The sequence below is a fragment of the Bacteroides sp. 3_1_13 genome, from assembly GCF_001185845.1.
Lineage (GTDB): Bacteria > Bacteroidota > Bacteroidia > Bacteroidales > Bacteroidaceae > Bacteroides > Bacteroides xylanisolvens.
Map to the genome: position 1 here is coordinate 1,418,081 of NZ_KQ236955.1, position 17,970 is coordinate 1,436,050.

The window sequence follows — 17,970 nt, forward strand, 5'->3', positions numbered from 1 at the left end:
AATGAGAGAAAAACTAACAGTTATTAAGGTGGGTGGCAAAATCGTAGAAGAGGAAGCCACCCTTCGTCAGTTGTTAAATGACTTTGCCGCTATTGACGGACATAAAGTGTTGGTTCATGGTGGCGGTCGTTCGGCAACAAAGATTGCCGCGCAACTGGGTATTGAAAGCAAAATGGTAAATGGTCGTCGGATTACCGATGCCGAAACGTTGAAAGTCGTAACGATGGTGTACGGCGGATTGGTGAATAAAAACATTGTGGCAGGTCTGCAAGCACGCGGAGTCAATGCACTCGGATTGACCGGAGCGGATATGAATGTAATCCGTTCGGTGAAACGTCCGGTGAAAGAAGTAGACTACGGGTTTGTGGGAGATGTGGAACAGGTGGATGCTACTTTATTGTCGGATTTGATACATAAAGGCGTTGTTCCCGTGATGGCTCCATTGACGCACGACGGTCACGGCAATATGTTGAATACGAATGCAGATACCATTGCCGGGGAGACAGCGAAAGCGTTGTCGGCTCTGTTTGATGTGACATTGGTGTATTGTTTCGAGAAGAAGGGTGTGTTGCGTGACGAGAATGATGACGACAGTGTGATTCCTCAAATCACCCGTGCCGAATTTGAACAATATGTAGCCGATGGCGTTATTCAAGGAGGTATGATTCCTAAGTTGGAAAATTCCTTTGAAGCAATAAATGCAGGAGTTTCTGAAGTGGTAATCACCTTAGCGTCAGCGATTAACGACTCTGGAGGAACGAGAATAAAAAAATAATTCAAAAAAAAGTAGTGGGCGACTGTAACTTTTCATATCCTAGCCCGTCATTATTATAGAGATGCAAGAAATCAGCTTCCGAAACGATATTTTGCCGTTGAAGGATAAACTCTTTCGATTGGCTCTCAGAATCACCCTGGATAGGGCCGAAGCCGAGGATGTCGTTCAGGATACCATGATAAGAGTGTGGAACAAGCGTGATGAGTGGTCTCAATTTGAATCGGTCGAAGCCTATTGCCTGACAGTGGCAAAGAACCTGGCGATAGACCGGAGTCAAAAGAAAGAAGCTCAAAACGTGGAACTCACCCCCGAAATGGAGGAAGAACCTGATGCAAACAGTCCGTACGACCAGATGATTCATGATGAAAGAATGAACATCATTAATAGACTGGTAAACGAACTTCCCGAAAAACAGCGGCTTATCATGCAACTGAGGGACATTGAAGGTGAAAGCTATAAAAAAATTGCAACCTTGCTGAATCTGACAGAGGAACAAGTCAAAGTGAATCTCTTCAGAGCCAGACAAAAAGTAAAACAAAGGTATTTAGAAATTGACGAATATGGATTATAAGGATATAGAACAGCTCCTCGAGCGATACTGGCAATGCGAAACTTCCGTTGAGGAGGAAGCAACATTGCGCGACTTCTTCGCAAAGGAAGAAGTTCCGGCTCATTTGCTTCGCTATAAGAATCTGTTTGTTTATCAGCAGGTTCAGCAGGAAGTAGGACTGGGCGAAGACTTTGATGCACGTATTCTGGCAGAGGTGGAGCCTACGGTAGTAAAAGCGAAACGTTTGACACTGACCGGTCGTTTTATTCCTCTGTTCAAGGCTGCTGCCGTAATTGCAATCATCCTTTCTTTGGGGAATGTGGCACAACATTCTTTCTCCGGAGATGATGGAAGTGTATTGGCTACGGATACCATTGGTAAACAAGTAACTGCACCGTCGGTCGCTATCTCAAATGATGTGAAAGCGGAACAGGTTTTGGCGGATAGCCTGGCGAAGATCAACCATAAGGTGCAAGTTATAAACGAATAGACATTTTCATTTGCTTTAAACATATAATATAGTTAGTGTGCTTAATTAAAACAACAACGAAGGCGAAACTGTGAAGTTTTCAATTCTCTCAAATTTTTATAATGAAACTAACTAAATAAATGGGCTACCGCGTGATGCAGTAGCCCTTTTATGCTTTTAAACTGTCTTTATTTGATCTGCCGTATATTTTTTCGTGGCGCATCCACTTCTTGAGGATCTCCTTTATAGGCAATATCACCGCTTCCTTTGACGCGGGCAACCAGCTTCTGACTGGCATAGCAACTGATGTTGCCGGAGCCGCTAATGCTTGCGTCTGTGTTTTCTGCTTGCAAATCGGCAGCCTGAATATTTCCTGATCCGGCAATAGAATAGCTCGCTTGAATGGCTTTGCCGTTCAAATTGATATTGCCCGAACCGGAAATACTTGCCTGACATTCCTGACTCTCTATTTGTTGTAGTCTTACATCTCCCGAACCATTAATTGAAACGGCCATTTTTTGGCAATTGAATCCTTCTCCCTGAATGTTGCCCGAACCGTTGATATGGAATTCAATATCTTTAGAGGTTTGTATCCCATTGATTAATCTTATATTTCCTGAACCGTTGACCGACAGCTTATTCAGTTCCGGAGCAAAAACTTTTATTTCCAGTTTTCCTTTCCAGATAGTGATATTCTTCTTGAATTTTATAATGAATGTACTACCCTCCACATACGTTTCAATAAGTGGTATGATGTTGTCGGAACCATGAATTTCGACATGGCTGCATGTGTCTTGCCAATAACTGATGTTGGCACTTCCCACTAGTTTGATTTCATTGAAGTGGTCGGCTTTCACTTCTTTGGAGATGTAATTCTTGCTGCCTACGATGTGTTTTCCCTGCAAGCAAGAGCCGGCAGTAAGTACTAGAAACATTCCCGTGACTAATACGAGCAATAAACTTGTTTTCATAATTACGCTTTTCTATGATTGATATAATGGTTAGACGGAGGAACTTGATCTAAAGTTGCATCTTCCATAAAGTTTTTCGTTAGCGTCTTCTTTTTTATTACTTTTGTGGCTGTTGATAGGAGGATTATAATGGATAAGATTATAGAAGATGGTGAGTTAGGGCGCTTGGTGATACGCGTCAATTCACGTGCGAGAAGTCTTGTGTTTCGTACCAAGAGTGATGCTGTTTATGTTTCAGTTCCTCCCGGTACTACCCTGAAAGAAGTGAAACAGGCCATCGAGAATTTGCGTGGAAAACTTCTGGCCTCCCGGCAAAAAATCGCTCGTCCGTTGATTGATTTGAATTATAAGATTGATGCGGAGCATTTTAAACTATCTTTGGTGTCGGGCGAGAAAGATCAGTTTCTGGCTAATTCCCGTCTGGGGGTGATGGAGATCGTTTGTCCGCCTCATGCCGATTTTACAGATGAGAAACTGCAAAGCTGGTTGCATAAGGCTATTGAAGAATCATTGAGACGAAATGCCAAAAGTATTCTGCCTTCACGTTTAGCCTTCTTGTCCAAGCAATGCGGATTGCCCTATTCGAGTGTGAAAATAAACTCCAGTCAGGGCAGATGGGGGAGTTGTTCGGCTCGAAAAGCTATTAATTTATCCTATTACCTGGTTTTGCTGCCTTCTCATTTGATAGACTACGTGTTGTTGCACGAATTATGCCATACCCGCGAGATGAATCATAGCGAACGATTCTGGGTGTTACTTAATCAATTTACAGAAGGAAAAGCATTGACCTTGCGGGGAGAATTGAGAAAGTATCGTACGGAAATATAAAATGCTTTACAGCCAAGATAGTGCTATCGCATTGTCACGAACTTAGTTTATTCTATCTTGGGTAAAGCCTTGTAAGCTCCTATTTCTGGCTGTCTTCTAAATCTTATACATTCCTGATGATGGTTCGTTATGATACGTAATAGGGGGATATGTCTTTATTATTTGGCTAATTGTTTAATCCCGTCCGATTCTTTTTCAAACTGATAAGCCCCTCCTTTTTCGCTAAGATCAAATGTGGAGACTAATTCTGTGTTATTATCTACGATCAATAAAGCGCTTTGTTCTGCAAAACGTCCTACTTCTACCGTGTAAGGCTCTTCCGATATGGTTTTATTGGAGATAAGACTGTCGTTGATGAACAAAGAAATCGAATCTCCGGCAAAACCTTTTACCAGACTGATCGTGTAGCTTTCGATGAAATGACGTTCTTCCTGCTTTTCCCGTTGTAGCCGCATACTCATATATACGAAAATAACCACGACAAAAATGACGGCAAAAGCAAGAATTCCGTTACCTACCATAAACTGTTTATTTGTGTTGAGACGATGTGCCATAGTCGTTATTTTTTGAATTGTGGCGTAAAGATACGAATATAGCACTGTTAATTCATACTTTTTTTCTTTAATCTTTTGTAGTCGAATAGATTATTTATATCTTTGCAACCGGAAACGGATGAAAGGTGGAGGGGCAATTAAGCTCCTTTTTTTGTTCTTATATAGTTAATAAATGATAGAAAAGAAAACTGTTTGTCAGATTGTAGATGAGTGGCTGGAAGGAAAAGACTACTTTTTAGTAGAAGTAACTGTGAGCCCGGATGACAAAATTGTGGTCGAAATTGACCATGCAGAAGGTGTTTGGATCGAAGATTGTGTGGAGCTTAGCCGCTACATAGAGTCAAAACTGAACCGTGAAGAGGAAGATTATGAACTGGAAGTAGGGTCGGCCGGTATCGGACAGCCCTTTAAAGTACTGCAACAGTATTATATCCACATCGGACAAGAAGTGGAGGTATTGACTAAAGACGGACGCAAACTGGCCGGCATACTGAAAGATGCCGATGAAGAGAAGTTTACGGTAGCGGTACAAAAGAAAGTAAAACTAGAAGGAGCAAAACGTCCGAAACTGCAAGAAGAGGACGAAACCTTTACTTATGAGCAAATAAAATATACTAAATACTTAATTAGCTTTAAATAGTTATGGCCAAAAAAGAAGAAACAATCAGCTTGATTGATACATTTTCGGAATTTAAGGAACTGAAGAATATCGATAGAACGACGATGGTTAGCGTACTCGAAGAGTCGTTCCGTAGCGTAATCGCGAAAATGTTTGGCACCGATGAGAATTACGACGTGATCGTGAACCCGGATAAGGGTGACTTCGAGATCTGGCGTAACCGTGAAGTTGTGGCCGATGAAGATTTGACTAACCCGAATATGCAGATTTCGTTGAGCGAAGCACAGAAAATTGATGCTTCCTACGAAGAAGGTGAAGAGGTGACTGACGAAGTGATCTTTGCCAAATTCGGACGTCGTGCTATCCTGAATCTCCGCCAGACATTGGCTTCCAAGATTCTGGAACTCGAGAAAGACAGTATTTATAATAAATATATAGATAAGGTAGGTACGATCATCAATGCAGAAGTGTATCAGATCTGGAAGAAAGAAATGTTGCTCTTAGATGATGAAGGAAACGAGTTGCTGTTGCCTAAGACCGAACAAATCCCGAGCGATTTCTATCGCAAAGGTGAAACGGCCCGTGCAGTAGTTGCCCGCGTGGATAACAAGAATAATAATCCTAAGATTATCTTGTCACGTACTTCTCCCGTTTTCCTGCAACGTTTGTTCGAGATGGAAGTACCCGAAATTAATGATGGTTTGATTACCATCAAGAAGATTGCCCGTATCCCTGGCGAACGTGCCAAGATCGCGGTAGAATCTTACGATGACAGAATCGACCCTGTAGGAGCCTGTGTAGGTGTAAAGGGAAGTCGTATTCATGGCATTGTTCGTGAACTTCGCAATGAGAACATCGACGTAATCAATTACACATCGAACATCTCATTGTTTATACAGCGCGCTTTAAGCCCGGCTAAGATTTCTTCTATCCGTTTGAATGAGGAAGAGAAGAAAGCAGAGGTTTTCCTCAAACCGGAAGAAGTTTCGCTGGCTATCGGTAAAGGCGGTTTGAACATCAAACTGGCCAGTATGTTAACTGAGTACACTATCGACGTGTTCCGTGAGTTGGATGAGAATGTAGCGGATGAAGATATCTATCTCGACGAATTCAGAGACGAAATCGACGGATGGGTGATCGACGCCATCAAGGCTATCGGCATTGATACAGCGAAGGCTGTGTTGAATGCTCCTCGTGAGATGTTGATTGAAAAGACGGACTTGGAAGAAGAGACAGTGGACGAGGTAATACGCATTTTGAAATCGGAGTTTGAAGAAGAAGGTGAAAATTCAGTAGAAAATTGAGAATTTAAAATTGAAAAATGAAAGTTATCTCTGTTATACTACATCGTAACTTTTAATTCTTCATTCTTAATTCTTCATTTAAACAAGCTCCATTTATTCATTAATTTTAAAATATGACGATAAGGTTAAACAAAGTTACAAGAGATTTGAACGTAGGAATCGCGACGGTAGTTGAGTTCCTGCAAAAGAAAGGGCATACCGTAGAGGCTAATCCTAATACCAAAATTAGCGAGGAGCAATACGCTATACTCGTAAAAGAGTTTAGTACAGATAAGAACCTTAGACTTGAATCGGAGCGTTTCATACAGGAACGTCAGAATAAGGAACGTAATAAGGCGTCTGTTTCGATTGAAGGCTTCGAAAAGCAGCCGGAGAAACAGAAGTCGGAAGATGTGATTAAGACAGTCGTACCTGAGGATGCACGTCCGAAGTTTAAACCTGTCGGAAAAATTGATTTGGATAAACTGAATGGCCGTAAACCTGAAAAGGTGGAGAAAGAGCCGGAACAGAAACAAGAAGTACCTGTTGTAGAACGGCCCGTCGTTAAACCCGAAGTGAAAAAGGAGCCCGAGAAGAGAGAACCCGAGGTGAAGAAAGAAGAGGTGGTGATACCTCCTATTTCTGTAGTAGAGCCTACTCCAGTGGTAGTTGAGCCCGTAGTAGTCTCGGAACCTGTAGTGGAGACGAAGCCGGTAGAAGTTGAAAAAGTAGTAGAAGAAGTGAAAAAAGAAGAGCCGAAGGTAGTAGAAACTGCACCTGTGAAGGCGGAAGAACATAAAGAAGAAAAAAAGGTGGAAACTGCACAGGCTGAAGTAACCCCGGTAGCAGAAAAAGCTCCGGAGGATGATGGTGTTTTCAAAATCCGTCAACCGGAATTAGGCGCGAAGATCAATGTGATCGGTCAGATCGACTTGGCTGCATTGAACCAGTCTACTCGTCCGAAGAAGAAATCGAAGGAAGAGAAGCGTCGCGAACGTGAAGAGAAAGAGAAAATCCGTCAGGATCAGAAGAAACTGATGAAGGAAGCCATCATCAAAGAAATCCGTAAGGATGATTCTAAAGTGGTGAAGAACGGTCCGAAAGAAAGCGCAGATGCTGCTAAGAAAAAACGTAACCGTATCAATAAAGAAAAGGTAGACGTTAATAACGTTGCGACTTCCAACTTTGCTGCACCGAGACCTAATATACAAGGTAAAGGTGGCAATGGTAATAACAACGGTCAGGGCGGACAAGGAAATAGTAACAGAAGAAATAACAACAATAATAAGGATCGCTTCAAGAAGCCGGTTATCAAACAGGAAGTGAGCGAGGAAGACGTAGCAAAACAGGTAAAAGAAACTCTTGCACGTCTGACAACCAAAGGTAAGAACAAGACGTCCAAATACCGTAAAGAAAAACGTGAAATGGCTTCCAACCGTATGCAGGAACTGGAAGATCAGGAAATGGCAGACAGCAAGGTATTGAAGTTGACCGAGTTCGTTACGGCTAACGAACTGGCAACGATGATGGATGTATCTGTCAATCAGGTTATCGCTACTTGTATGAGTATTGGTATCATGGTTTCTATCAACCAGCGTCTGGATGCGGAAACAATCAATCTGGTGGCAGAAGAATTCGGATTCAAGACAGAATATGTAAGTGCGGAAGTGGCACAAGCTATCGTTGAAGAAGAAGATGCACCGGAAGATTTGCAACCGCGTGCTCCGATTGTTACAGTGATGGGACACGTTGACCACGGTAAGACCTCTTTGCTTGACTATATCCGTAAGGCGAACGTAATTGCCGGTGAAGCCGGAGGTATTACACAGCATATCGGTGCATATAACGTGCAACTGGAAGACGGTCGCCGTATTACGTTCCTTGATACTCCGGGTCACGAAGCGTTTACCGCTATGCGTGCACGTGGTGCGAAAGTAACGGATATTGCTATCATTATTGTGGCTGCCGATGATAACGTGATGCCGCAGACGAAGGAAGCAATCAATCACGCGATGGCTGCCGGTGTACCTATTGTATTTGCAATTAATAAGGTAGATAAACCGACTGCGAATCCGGATAAGATTAAAGAAGAACTGGCTGCAATGAATTACCTTGTTGAAGAATGGGGTGGTAAGTATCAGTCACAAGATATCTCTGCCAAGAAAGGTATGGGTGTGGAAGATTTGCTGGAAAAAGTATTGCTCGAAGCAGAAATGCTCGACCTGAAAGCAAATCCGGACCGTAATGCTACGGGTTCCATCATCGAATCTTCACTGGATAAGGGACGTGGATATGTAGCTACTGTATTGGTATCTAACGGTACTCTGAAAGTGGGAGACATCGTACTGGCAGGAACCAGCTACGGACGTGTGAAGGCTATGTTCAACGAACGTAACCAACGCATCAAAGAAGCAGGACCTTCCGAACCGGCTTTGGTATTGGGATTGAACGGTGCACCTGCCGCAGGTGATACATTCCATGTTGTTGAAAGCGATCAGGAAGCTCGTGAAATCACCAACAAACGTGAACAGTTGGCTCGTGAACAGGGCTTGCGTACGCAGAAGATCCTTACGTTGGATGAGTTGGGCCGTCGTATTGCTTTGGGTAACTTCCAGGAATTGAACATCATCGTTAAGGGTGACGTGGACGGTTCTGTTGAGGCATTGAGCGACTCGTTAATCAAGTTGTCTACGGAACAAATCCAGGTAAATGTCATCCATAAGGGTGTGGGAGCAATTTCCGAGTCGGATGTTTCTCTGGCTGCCGCTTCGGATGCGATTATCGTCGGATTCCAGGTACGTCCTTCGGGTGCTGCCGCTAAGATGGCTGAACAGGAAGGTGTCGACATCCGTAAGTACTCTGTCATCTACGATGCAATCGAAGAGGTGAAGGCTGCTATGGAAGGTATGTTGGCTCCGGAACTGAAGGAACAAATCACGGCAACTATCGAAATCCGCGAAGTATTCAACATTACGAAGGTGGGTTTGGTAGCCGGTGCAATGGTGAAGACCGGAAAGGTGAAGCGAAGCGACAAGGCTCGTTTGATCCGCGATGGTATCGTCATCTTTACCGGAAACATCAACGCGTTGAAGCGCTTCAAGGACGATGTGAAGGAAGTAGGTACAAACTTCGAGTGTGGTATCAGTCTGGTGAACTGCAACGACATGAAGGTAGGCGATATGATCGAGACATTCGAAGAAATAGAAGTGAAACAGACTTTATGATTTATGAGTTATGATTTATGAATTATAAGGGTATAAGGCCATTCGCGAAGTAATGGTTGCAACAATAGATGGGTGGTAATGTGGTACTATTTTATATGGGACACCACCTTACCACTTTATTGTTTTATCACCTGACAGAAATATAAATCATCGATCATAAATCACAGGAACATAAATCATAAATCACAAATCATAAATCACAACGTGGCAACGATTGATATCATTATCCTTATTGTAATAGGCGCCGGAGCGGTGGTAGGCTTTGTAAAAGGCTTTATCCGCCAGTTGGCTTCTATTTTGGGGTTAATAGTCGGGCTGTTGGCGGCGAAAGCTTTGTATGCCTCTTTGGCGGAGAAACTTTGCCCGACAGTGACGGATTCGATGACAGTTGCGCAGGTGTTGGCTTTTATCATGATTTGGATTGCCGTGCCGTTGATTTTTGTACTGATAGCTTCGTTATTGACAAAAGCAATGCAAGCAATCTCGCTGAACTGGCTGAACCGCTGGTTAGGGAGTGGGCTGGGAGCACTTAAGTTTCTGTTGTTAACGAGTGTAGTGATCGGTGCGATAGAGTTTGTAGACAGCGATAATAAGTTAATTAGTGCAACAAAAAAGGAAGAATCTTTGTTATATTATCCGATGGAAACGTTTGCGGGGATCTTTTTCCCTGCTGCGAAGAATATGACGCAACAATATATATTAGAGAATAAAGATGCAACAAGAAGAACCCAATAAAATGAAACCCAATCAGAAAGACGAACTCGAAAAGAAGACTGATAATGAGTTTGTCCGGAAATTTGCGGAGGAGAAATATAAATACGGCTTCACCACAGAGGTGCATACAGACATCATTGAGCGTGGACTTAATGAAGATGTCATTCGTCTGATTTCATCGAAAAAAGACGAACCGGAGTGGTTGCTGGAGTTTCGCCTGAAAGCGTATCGCCACTGGCTGACGCTGGAGATGCCGACTTGGGCACATCTCCGTATCCCTGAAATTGACTATCAGGCGATTTCTTATTATGCCGATCCGACGAAGAAGAAAGAAGGACCGAAGAGCATGGAGGAAGTCGATCCTGAATTGATAAAGACGTTTAATAAACTGGGTATTCCTTTGGAGGAACAGATGGCTCTTAGCGGAATGGCGGTGGATGCTGTTATGGACTCCGTTTCCGTAAAGACTACCTTCAAGGAAACGCTGATGGAGAAAGGAATTATCTTCTGCTCGTTCAGTGAAGCCGTGCGGGAACATCCCGATTTGGTGAAGAAATATATGGGCTCGGTGGTAGGTTACCGGGATAATTTCTTTGCGGCGTTGAACTCCGCTGTCTTTTCTGACGGCTCTTTCGTGTATATTCCGAAAGGTGTACGTTGTCCGATGGAACTTTCCACCTATTTCCGTATCAATGCCCGTAACACGGGGCAGTTTGAACGTACGCTGATTGTGGCGGACGACGATTCATACGTTTCTTATCTGGAAGGATGTACAGCGCCGATGCGGGATGAAAATCAGTTGCATGCGGCTATCGTTGAGATAATTGTGCACGACCGCGCAGAGGTAAAATACAGCACTGTTCAGAACTGGTATCCGGGCGATGCAGAAGGCAAGGGCGGTGTATACAACTTTGTGACAAAACGCGGTAACTGCAAGGGAGTGGATAGTAAACTATCTTGGACACAAGTGGAAACTGGTTCGGCAATCACTTGGAAATACCCTTCCTGTATTCTGACAGGCGATAACTCGACCGCTGAATTCTATTCCGTAGCTGTAACGAACAACTATCAGCAGGCTGATACCGGAACGAAAATGATTCATCTGGGCAAGAACACCCGCAGTACGATTGTAAGTAAAGGTATCTCCGCCGGACATAGTGAGAACTCCTATCGTGGGTTGGTACGTGTGGCCGAGAAAGCGGATAATGCCCGTAATTATAGCCAGTGTGACTCTCTGTTGCTGGGAGATAAATGTGGTGCGCATACTTTCCCTTATATGGATATTCACAATGAAACGGCAGTGGTGGAACATGAAGCCACAACGAGCAAGATCAGTGAAGACCAGATATTCTATTGCAACCAGCGCGGTATTCCGACAGAAGACGCGATCGGGCTTATTGTGAACGGATATGCAAAAGAAGTATTGAATAAACTTCCGATGGAATTTGCGGTAGAAGCACAGAAATTGCTTACTATCTCGTTGGAAGGAAGTGTGGGATAGTGATATAATGTAGAAAACTACATTATATCAGATTACAATATACATAATATACTTGCTTTATGAAAACATTAGGTAAATTGTTAATTTTGATATCAGCATATATTGCTGAAGGTTGTAAATTAGCCTGGTATCATATCAAACGTGAATTTCTAAAAGGTTATTATAGTAAGTAAATATTAATATATAAAGAAACGATTAATTAGTACATATAATCATGTTAGAAATAAAAGACCTGCATGCCAGCATTAATGGCAAAGAGATATTGAAGGGTATTAACCTGACGGTGAATCCCGGTGAGGTGCACGCTATTATGGGGCCGAATGGTTCCGGTAAAAGTACGCTTTCTTCCGTATTGGTGGGAAATCCGGCTTTTGAGGTAACAAAAGGTTCGGTCACGTTTTATGGAAAGAACCTGTTGGAGTTGAGTCCTGAAGATCGTAGCCATGAAGGAATCTTTCTTAGTTTCCAATATCCGGTAGAGATTCCGGGTGTGAGCATGGTCAACTTTATGCGTGCTGCAGTGAATGAGCAACGCAAATATAAAGGTCTGCCTGCGCTGACAGCCAGTGAGTTTCTGAAACTGATGCGTGAGAAACGTGCGGTGGTAGAGCTGGATAATAAGTTGGCTAACCGCTCGGTGAATGAAGGTTTTTCGGGTGGTGAAAAGAAACGGAATGAGATTTTCCAGATGGCCATGTTGGAACCGCGGTTGAGCATCCTCGATGAGACAGACTCCGGTTTGGATATTGATGCGCTCCGTATTGTTGCGGAAGGAGTGAACAAACTGAAAACTCCTGAAACAAGCACAATCGTTATTACTCACTATCAACGTTTGCTTGATTATATCAAACCTGATATTGTACATGTCCTTTATAAAGGTCGTATCGTAAAAACTGCCGGACCGGAACTTGCGCTGGAACTGGAAGAAAAAGGATATGATTGGATCAAGAAAGAAGTAGGAGAATAACAAATAATAAGTTATGATAGTTGAACAACAATATATAGACCTCTTCTCACAGACGGAAGCAATGATCTGCAAGCATAGCGCCGAAGTGCTGAATGCGCCTCGTGCAGCTGCATTTGCCGATTTTGAACGCCTCGGATTTCCGACCCGTAAGATGGAGAAGTACAAATATACGGATGTGAGCAAGTATTTTGAACCGGATTATGGTTTAAACTTGAATCGTCTGGCTATTCCGGTCAATCCGTATGAAGTGTTTAAGTGCGATGTGCCGAATATGAGTACCGCCCTGTATTTTGTGGTAAATGACGCATTTTATAATAGAGCACTTCCTAAAGTCAATCTGCCGGAAGGTGTGATTTTCGGCAGCTTGAAAGAAGTGGCCGGACAGCATCCGGAATTGGTGAAGAAGTATTACGGTCAGTTGGCAGATACTTCCAAAGATGGGGTGACTGCTTTCAATACAGCTTTTGCACAAGACGGTGTTGTATTTTATGTGCCGAAGAATGTAGTGGTAGAAAAACCGATCCAGCTGGTAAATATCCTGCGTGCAGATGTCAACTTCATGGTGAACCGCCGCGTACTAATCATCCTGGAGGATGGCGCGCAAGCCCGTCTGCTGATTTGTGACCATGCAATGGATAACGTGAACTTCCTGGCAACACAAGTGATTGAAGTATTTGCAGGCGAGAACACGGTATTCGATATGTATGAACTGGAAGAAACACATACAAGCACCGTTCGTATCAGCAACCTGTATGTAAAGCAGGAGGCAAACAGCAATGTATTGTTGAATGGAATGACTTTGCATAATGGTACTACCCGCAACACCACTGAAGTATTGTTGGCAGGAGAAGGAGCCGAGATAAACCTCTGTGGCATGGCAATTGCCGATAAGAACCAGCACGTAGACAATCATACAAGCATCGACCATGCCGTACCGAACTGCACTAGTAATGAGCTGTTTAAGTACGTACTCGACGATCAGTCGGTAGGTGCGTTTGCCGGATTGGTATTGGTGCGTCCCGATGCGCAACATACGAACTCCCAGCAGACTAACCGGAATCTTTGTGCTACGCGTGATGCGAGAATGTACACACAACCTCAATTGGAGATTTACGCGGATGATGTGAAATGTTCGCATGGAGCAACGGTAGGCCAGTTGGATGAGGGTGCATTATTCTATATGCGTTCACGAGGTATTGCAGAGAAAGAAGCCCGTTTGTTATTGATGTTCGCATTTGTCAATGAAGTGATTGATACCATTCGTTTGGAGGCACTGAAAGATCGCCTGCATCTGTTGGTAGAAAAACGTTTCCGTGGCGAGCTGAATAGATGTCAGGGCTGTGCCATTTGTAAGTAACCACTAATAATTAATAAACGTGGATATTCAAAAGATACGTGAGGATTTTCCGATATTGAACCGTACGGTTTACGGTAAACCTTTGGTTTATTTCGACAACGGTGCGACGACGCAGAAACCCCGTCTGGTAGTTGATGCGTTGGTGGATGAATATTATTCCGTAAATGCCAATGTGCATCGCGGTGTGCATTATCTTTCGCAACAAGCTACGGAATTGCATGAGGCTTCTCGTGAAACGGTGCGTCAGTTTATTAACGCCCGTAGCACGAACGAAGTTGTTTTTACTCGCGGAACAACGGAAAGCATCAACCTGCTTGTTTCCAGCTTTGGTGATGAATTTATGGAAGAGGGGGATGAAGTGATTATTTCCGTGATGGAACATCACAGTAACATCGTTCCTTGGCAACTGTTGGCTGCCCGAAAGGGAATTGCCATCAAAGTGATTCCAATGAATGACAAAGGCGAACTCTTGCTGGATGAATACGAAAAACTATTTTCCGAACGAACGAAAATAGTCAGCGTGGTTCATGTTTCGAATGTGCTGGGTACGGTGAATCCGGTGAAAGAAATGATTGCAACGGCTCATGCGCACGGCGTACCTTGCCTGATAGACGCTGCACAGTCTATCCCTCACATGAAAGTGGACGTACAGGAGTTGGATGCTGATTTTCTGGTGTTCTCTGCCCATAAAATATACGGTCCGACAGGTGTCGGAGTGCTTTATGGAAAAGAAGAGTGGTTAGACCGCCTTCCGCCTTATCAGGGAGGAGGAGAGATGATTCAGCATGTCTCTTTTGAGAAGACCACTTTCAACGAACTTCCTTTCAAGTTTGAAGCCGGTACGCCCGACTATATCGGAACTACCGGACTGGCAAAAGCCCTTGATTACGTGAATGGACATGGACTTGAGCAGATAGCAGCCCATGAGCATGAACTGACAACTTACGCTTTGCAACGGCTGAAAGAGATTCCCCGGATGCGTATATTCGGTGAAGCAGCCGAACGGGGAGCAGTCATCTCCTTCCTGGTAGGAGATATCCATCATTTCGACCTCGGAACGTTGCTGGATCGTTTGGGTATTGCCGTGAGGACGGGGCATCATTGTGCACAACCTCTCATGCAACGTCTTGGTATAGAAGGAACTGTACGGGCTTCGTTTGCCATGTACAATACGAAATCGGAAATAGATACATTGGTGGCGGGAATTGAACGCGTCAGCAAGATGTTCTAACAATATAAGCCGCTATTCCTGTGGGATGGCGGCTTTTTTTATTCTTTAACTAAAAAAAGATGCCTTCAAGTGCAGTGATTTGCACTTTTGTGCGTCTAATAGGTAAAGAAACAAAATGTTCATTGAATATTAGGAGGGTCGTGAGACCATGCTCATATTATATAAATTCTCTCTCTTTAACATTAATCGCAGCTATATCGTAAGAAATTACGGTGTAGCTGCAACTTTTTTAGGGGGACTTGCGTCTAACTAAATACATATAACTTACAGATAACTAATAAAGAAAAAACTATGCTGATGACAACCACTCCCATCATTGAGGGAAAACGAATAGTGAAATATTATGGAATAGTTTCCGGAGAGACAATCATAGGTGCCAATGTATTCCGTGACTTGTTTGCAAGTATTCGGGATATTGTGGGTGGTCGTTCCGGTTCTTATGAAGAAGTGCTGCGTATGGCAAAAGATACAGCATTGAAGGAAATGGAGGCACAAGCAGCTCAAATGGGAGCTAATGCCGTGATAGGTGTTGATTTGGATTATGAGACAGTTGGAGGTAGTGGCAGTATGCTGATGGTGACTGCTAACGGCACAGCCGTAAAGATTGAAGAGGATTAATTGATTATTGTTTTTTTACTACAGAGAACACGGAAGACGCAGCGCATATAATTTGTTTATTATCAATGATATAAAACGCTGTGTCCTCCGTACTTCTGTGGTGAATATTATTCGGCAGTCAGCTCAATCACACGGCTGAAAGCCTGATTGGTAGTGAAAGCATTGATTCCTACTTTCATCAGATAATCTCCTGAATAAGTCTTCTCATTAGCAGCAAGATTCGATTTAGAGTTCGGCATCAGGTTGATTTCTTTCACCTTATACATTTTCTTCGCATCCAATCCCTGAAGTTTAACCGGGAGCAGCTTCTCACCGAAACGTGGGTGGATATCGTAGGTATAAAGCACTGCTTTGTTCTTGTCCGGTGCGGCGTACATGACAGACATGTGATTACCATCGTATGGAGAAACCAGTCTGTACTGGTCACCATCCAGAATCACTTTCTTCAGACGCGTCCAGTTGGCAACTGCGTTTTGGCAAAAAGTCTGTTCGTCCGCATTCAGCTCTTTCAGTCCGAGGTCGAAGCCCAGTTTACACATACTTGCTACATCGGTACGGAATTTCACGCTTGTCTTCTTGTTCCAGCTGGTTACGTGTGCGTCCATTGCTTTGGCAGGGAAGATTTGTGAGAATCCCCATTGGATAAACAGACGCTCTATCGGGTCTGTATTGTCACTGCACCAGAATTCTGTGAAGTATTTCAATGCTTCGTAGTCGCAACGGGCGCCACCGCCGGAGCAAAGCATCATCGGTACGTTCGGATATTTGTCTTTGATACGTTCCAATACATTATATATACCACGTACATGGTCGATATAAAGTTGTCCTTGTTTATTCTTCAAATAGGGAGAATAAATATTTGTGATGGGAGAGTTGCAGTCCCATTTAAAGAAAGCCACTTCCGGGTTCGCTGTCAGGATGTTATCCACTACGCCAAACACAAAATCCTGTACTTTCGGATTGCTAAGATCGAGCACCAGTTGGTTACGGTAATAGTATGTTTCGCGATTGGGCAGTGTGATAGCCCAGTCAGGATGCTTCTCGAACAATTCACTTTTGGGGTTTATCATCTCCGGTTCGATCCAGATACCGAATTTCACTCCGGCTTCTTTGGCAGACTTCACGAGTGCGGGAATACCGCCCGGCAGTTTGGATTTCATCACTTCCCAGTCACCCAGTCCGGCATTGTCGCTGTTGCGAGGATGCTTGTTGCCGAACCAGCCATCATCCAACAAGAACATATCTACACCCAGATGTTTGGCTTCTTTCATCAGTTCGGCAAGCAGTTTCTCATCGAATTTGAAGTACGTATTTTCCCAGTTATTCAATAAAGTCATGCGGTCGCCTTGTCCGTCTTTCAGTTGGTGGTTGCGTGCCCATGCGTGGAGGTTGCGGCTGGCTTCGCCCGTACCGTTGTTGCTGAAAGTAAAGATGAATTCGGGAGTGGTAAATACTTCGTTCGGTTTTAGTTCATAATCAGATGCGTACGGGTTAATGGCGGGGATGACGCGGAGATTGCCTACGTTGTCCACTTCAAAGGTAAACTGGAAGTTGCCTGTCCATCCGATAGTCCCTAACATGGCACGTCCTTGTGTTTCCTGTGCCGGTTGTTCAAAACCAAGTTCGAAGAACGGGTGGGTATGCATGGCGGCACGGCTTCCCAGTTTGGTGTCGATCACCTTTTTGCCGAACAATAGAGGTTGCGTGCTCATTTGTGCTTCTTTAGCCCAGTCGCTGCTGAATTCAGTCAGATAATACTCGTTTCCCGAGAAATAAAGCATGGTCGAAGCATAACGCCAGATGGTGACAGGTTTCTTTTCAGCATGTTTGATTTCACTCCACGTCTTGATGACGTTTTCTTTCGGATAAGCGATGTAATGCAGCGTGACTTCCACCGGGTACTGATCGTCTTTCAGTTGGATGACTGTCTCCGTTCCGCCTGCCACTGCTTTTTGTTCGGAAGATACATAACGGAGAATCGTGCTCGGGTTTCCATCATTGTGCGTGATTGCTACAGCCGGTTCAAAATAATCCTCGGCGCCGGAGCCCGGATATACTTCCCATCCACGGGTGGATACGCTGCCGTCACTTCCTCCTTTCACGTATGGAGAAAAGTTGTTGATGTCTTTCTCGTTCAGTAACTTATCGCCCAGATAAGCCTGATAAAGTCGTCCGTTGGGAGCTACTTGGAGAATTAAGTCTGTGTTGTCCGTTGCGATGCGGATAACGTTCTTTTCCTGGGCATTCACTTGTGCCAGGGTAAACAATGCCGTAAGTAATACGAAAAGTTTCTTCATGGTTTTTTAATA

General features: G+C 43.8%; 16 protein-coding genes. 13 read left to right on the forward strand and 3 right to left on the reverse strand.

What is annotated here, in order from left to right:
- Position 1 precedes the first annotated feature (1 nt).
- The 3 genes from argB (at position 2) to HMPREF9009_RS05165 (ending at position 1,815) form a co-directional block, all read left to right on the forward strand.
- Positions 2-775: an acetylglutamate kinase gene (gene argB, locus HMPREF9009_RS05155; RefSeq protein WP_044129844.1), complete on the forward strand. Its 774-nt coding sequence runs from the start codon at positions 2-4 to the stop codon at positions 773-775.
- 61 nt (positions 776-836) lie between these two features.
- Positions 837-1,346, forward strand: a complete 510-nt coding sequence (locus tag HMPREF9009_RS05160) for an RNA polymerase sigma factor (RefSeq protein WP_004315420.1) — start codon at positions 837-839, stop codon at positions 1,344-1,346.
- Positions 1,336-1,815: a hypothetical protein gene (locus tag HMPREF9009_RS05165; RefSeq protein WP_004315419.1), complete on the forward strand. Its 480-nt coding sequence runs from the start codon at positions 1,336-1,338 to the stop codon at positions 1,813-1,815. Before HMPREF9009_RS05160 ends, HMPREF9009_RS05165 begins: the two co-directional genes overlap by 11 nt.
- A gap of 167 nt (positions 1,816-1,982) precedes the next feature.
- Here the strand turns inward: HMPREF9009_RS05165 and HMPREF9009_RS05170 are convergent, their stop codons facing one another.
- Positions 1,983-2,765, reverse strand: coding sequence for a head GIN domain-containing protein (locus HMPREF9009_RS05170; protein WP_049701626.1), 783 nt, complete (start codon positions 2,763-2,765; stop codon positions 1,983-1,985).
- Positions 2,766-2,894: 129 nt separating this feature from the next.
- On the opposite strand from HMPREF9009_RS05170, the gene HMPREF9009_RS05175 reads away from it, so the two are divergent.
- Positions 2,895-3,593 (forward strand): YgjP family zinc-dependent metalloprotease, encoded by a 699-nt coding sequence (locus HMPREF9009_RS05175; protein WP_049701627.1) that lies wholly within the window; start codon positions 2,895-2,897, stop codon positions 3,591-3,593.
- 158 nt (positions 3,594-3,751) lie between these two features.
- Here HMPREF9009_RS05175 and HMPREF9009_RS05180 read toward each other — a convergent pair whose 3' ends face one another.
- Positions 3,752-4,147, reverse strand: coding sequence for a hypothetical protein (locus tag HMPREF9009_RS05180; RefSeq protein ID WP_049701628.1), 396 nt, complete (start codon positions 4,145-4,147; stop codon positions 3,752-3,754).
- Between the two features lie 172 nt (positions 4,148-4,319).
- Here HMPREF9009_RS05180 and rimP point away from each other — a divergent pair, with 172 nt between their 5' ends.
- The 9 genes from rimP (at position 4,320) to HMPREF9009_RS05225 (ending at position 15,661) form a co-directional block, all read left to right on the forward strand.
- Complete coding sequence (gene rimP, locus HMPREF9009_RS05185) at positions 4,320-4,787, forward strand: ribosome assembly cofactor RimP (protein WP_008642741.1); 468 nt, start codon at positions 4,320-4,322, stop codon at positions 4,785-4,787.
- 2 nt (positions 4,788-4,789) lie between these two features.
- On the forward strand, positions 4,790-6,070 hold the full coding sequence (nusA, locus tag HMPREF9009_RS05190; protein WP_008024083.1) for a transcription termination factor NusA: 1,281 nt from the start codon (positions 4,790-4,792) through the stop codon (positions 6,068-6,070).
- Between the two features lie 113 nt (positions 6,071-6,183).
- A complete protein-coding gene (infB, locus tag HMPREF9009_RS05195; RefSeq protein ID WP_049701629.1) occupies positions 6,184-9,273 on the forward strand; it encodes a translation initiation factor IF-2 in 3,090 nt (1,029 codons plus the stop codon).
- Positions 9,274-9,477: 204 nt separating this feature from the next.
- Complete coding sequence (locus tag HMPREF9009_RS05200) at positions 9,478-10,008, forward strand: CvpA family protein (RefSeq protein ID WP_004309457.1); 531 nt, start codon at positions 9,478-9,480, stop codon at positions 10,006-10,008.
- Positions 9,986-11,488, forward strand: a complete 1,503-nt coding sequence (sufB, locus tag HMPREF9009_RS05205) for a Fe-S cluster assembly protein SufB (RefSeq protein ID WP_004309458.1) — start codon at positions 9,986-9,988, stop codon at positions 11,486-11,488. Before HMPREF9009_RS05200 ends, sufB begins: the two co-directional genes overlap by 23 nt.
- 214 nt (positions 11,489-11,702) lie before the next feature.
- Positions 11,703-12,455 (forward strand): Fe-S cluster assembly ATPase SufC, encoded by a 753-nt coding sequence (gene sufC, locus HMPREF9009_RS05210; protein ID WP_004307398.1) that lies wholly within the window; start codon positions 11,703-11,705, stop codon positions 12,453-12,455.
- Positions 12,456-12,468: 13 nt separating this feature from the next.
- Positions 12,469-13,812, forward strand: coding sequence for a Fe-S cluster assembly protein SufD (gene sufD, locus HMPREF9009_RS05215; RefSeq protein ID WP_004309459.1), 1,344 nt, complete (start codon positions 12,469-12,471; stop codon positions 13,810-13,812).
- A 19-nt stretch (positions 13,813-13,831) separates the two neighbouring features.
- Positions 13,832-15,043: an aminotransferase class V-fold PLP-dependent enzyme gene (locus tag HMPREF9009_RS05220; RefSeq protein ID WP_049701630.1), complete on the forward strand. Its 1,212-nt coding sequence runs from the start codon at positions 13,832-13,834 to the stop codon at positions 15,041-15,043.
- A 291-nt stretch (positions 15,044-15,334) separates the two neighbouring features.
- A complete protein-coding gene (locus tag HMPREF9009_RS05225; RefSeq protein ID WP_004315412.1) occupies positions 15,335-15,661 on the forward strand; it encodes a heavy metal-binding domain-containing protein in 327 nt (108 codons plus the stop codon).
- A gap of 107 nt (positions 15,662-15,768) precedes the next feature.
- Here the strand turns inward: HMPREF9009_RS05225 and HMPREF9009_RS05230 are convergent, their stop codons facing one another.
- The gene (locus HMPREF9009_RS05230; protein ID WP_049701631.1) at positions 15,769-17,958 is read right to left on the reverse strand and encodes an alpha-galactosidase; all 2,190 of its coding nucleotides are present in this window, start codon (positions 17,956-17,958) and stop codon (positions 15,769-15,771) included.
- Between the last annotated feature and the right edge of the window lie 12 nt (positions 17,959-17,970).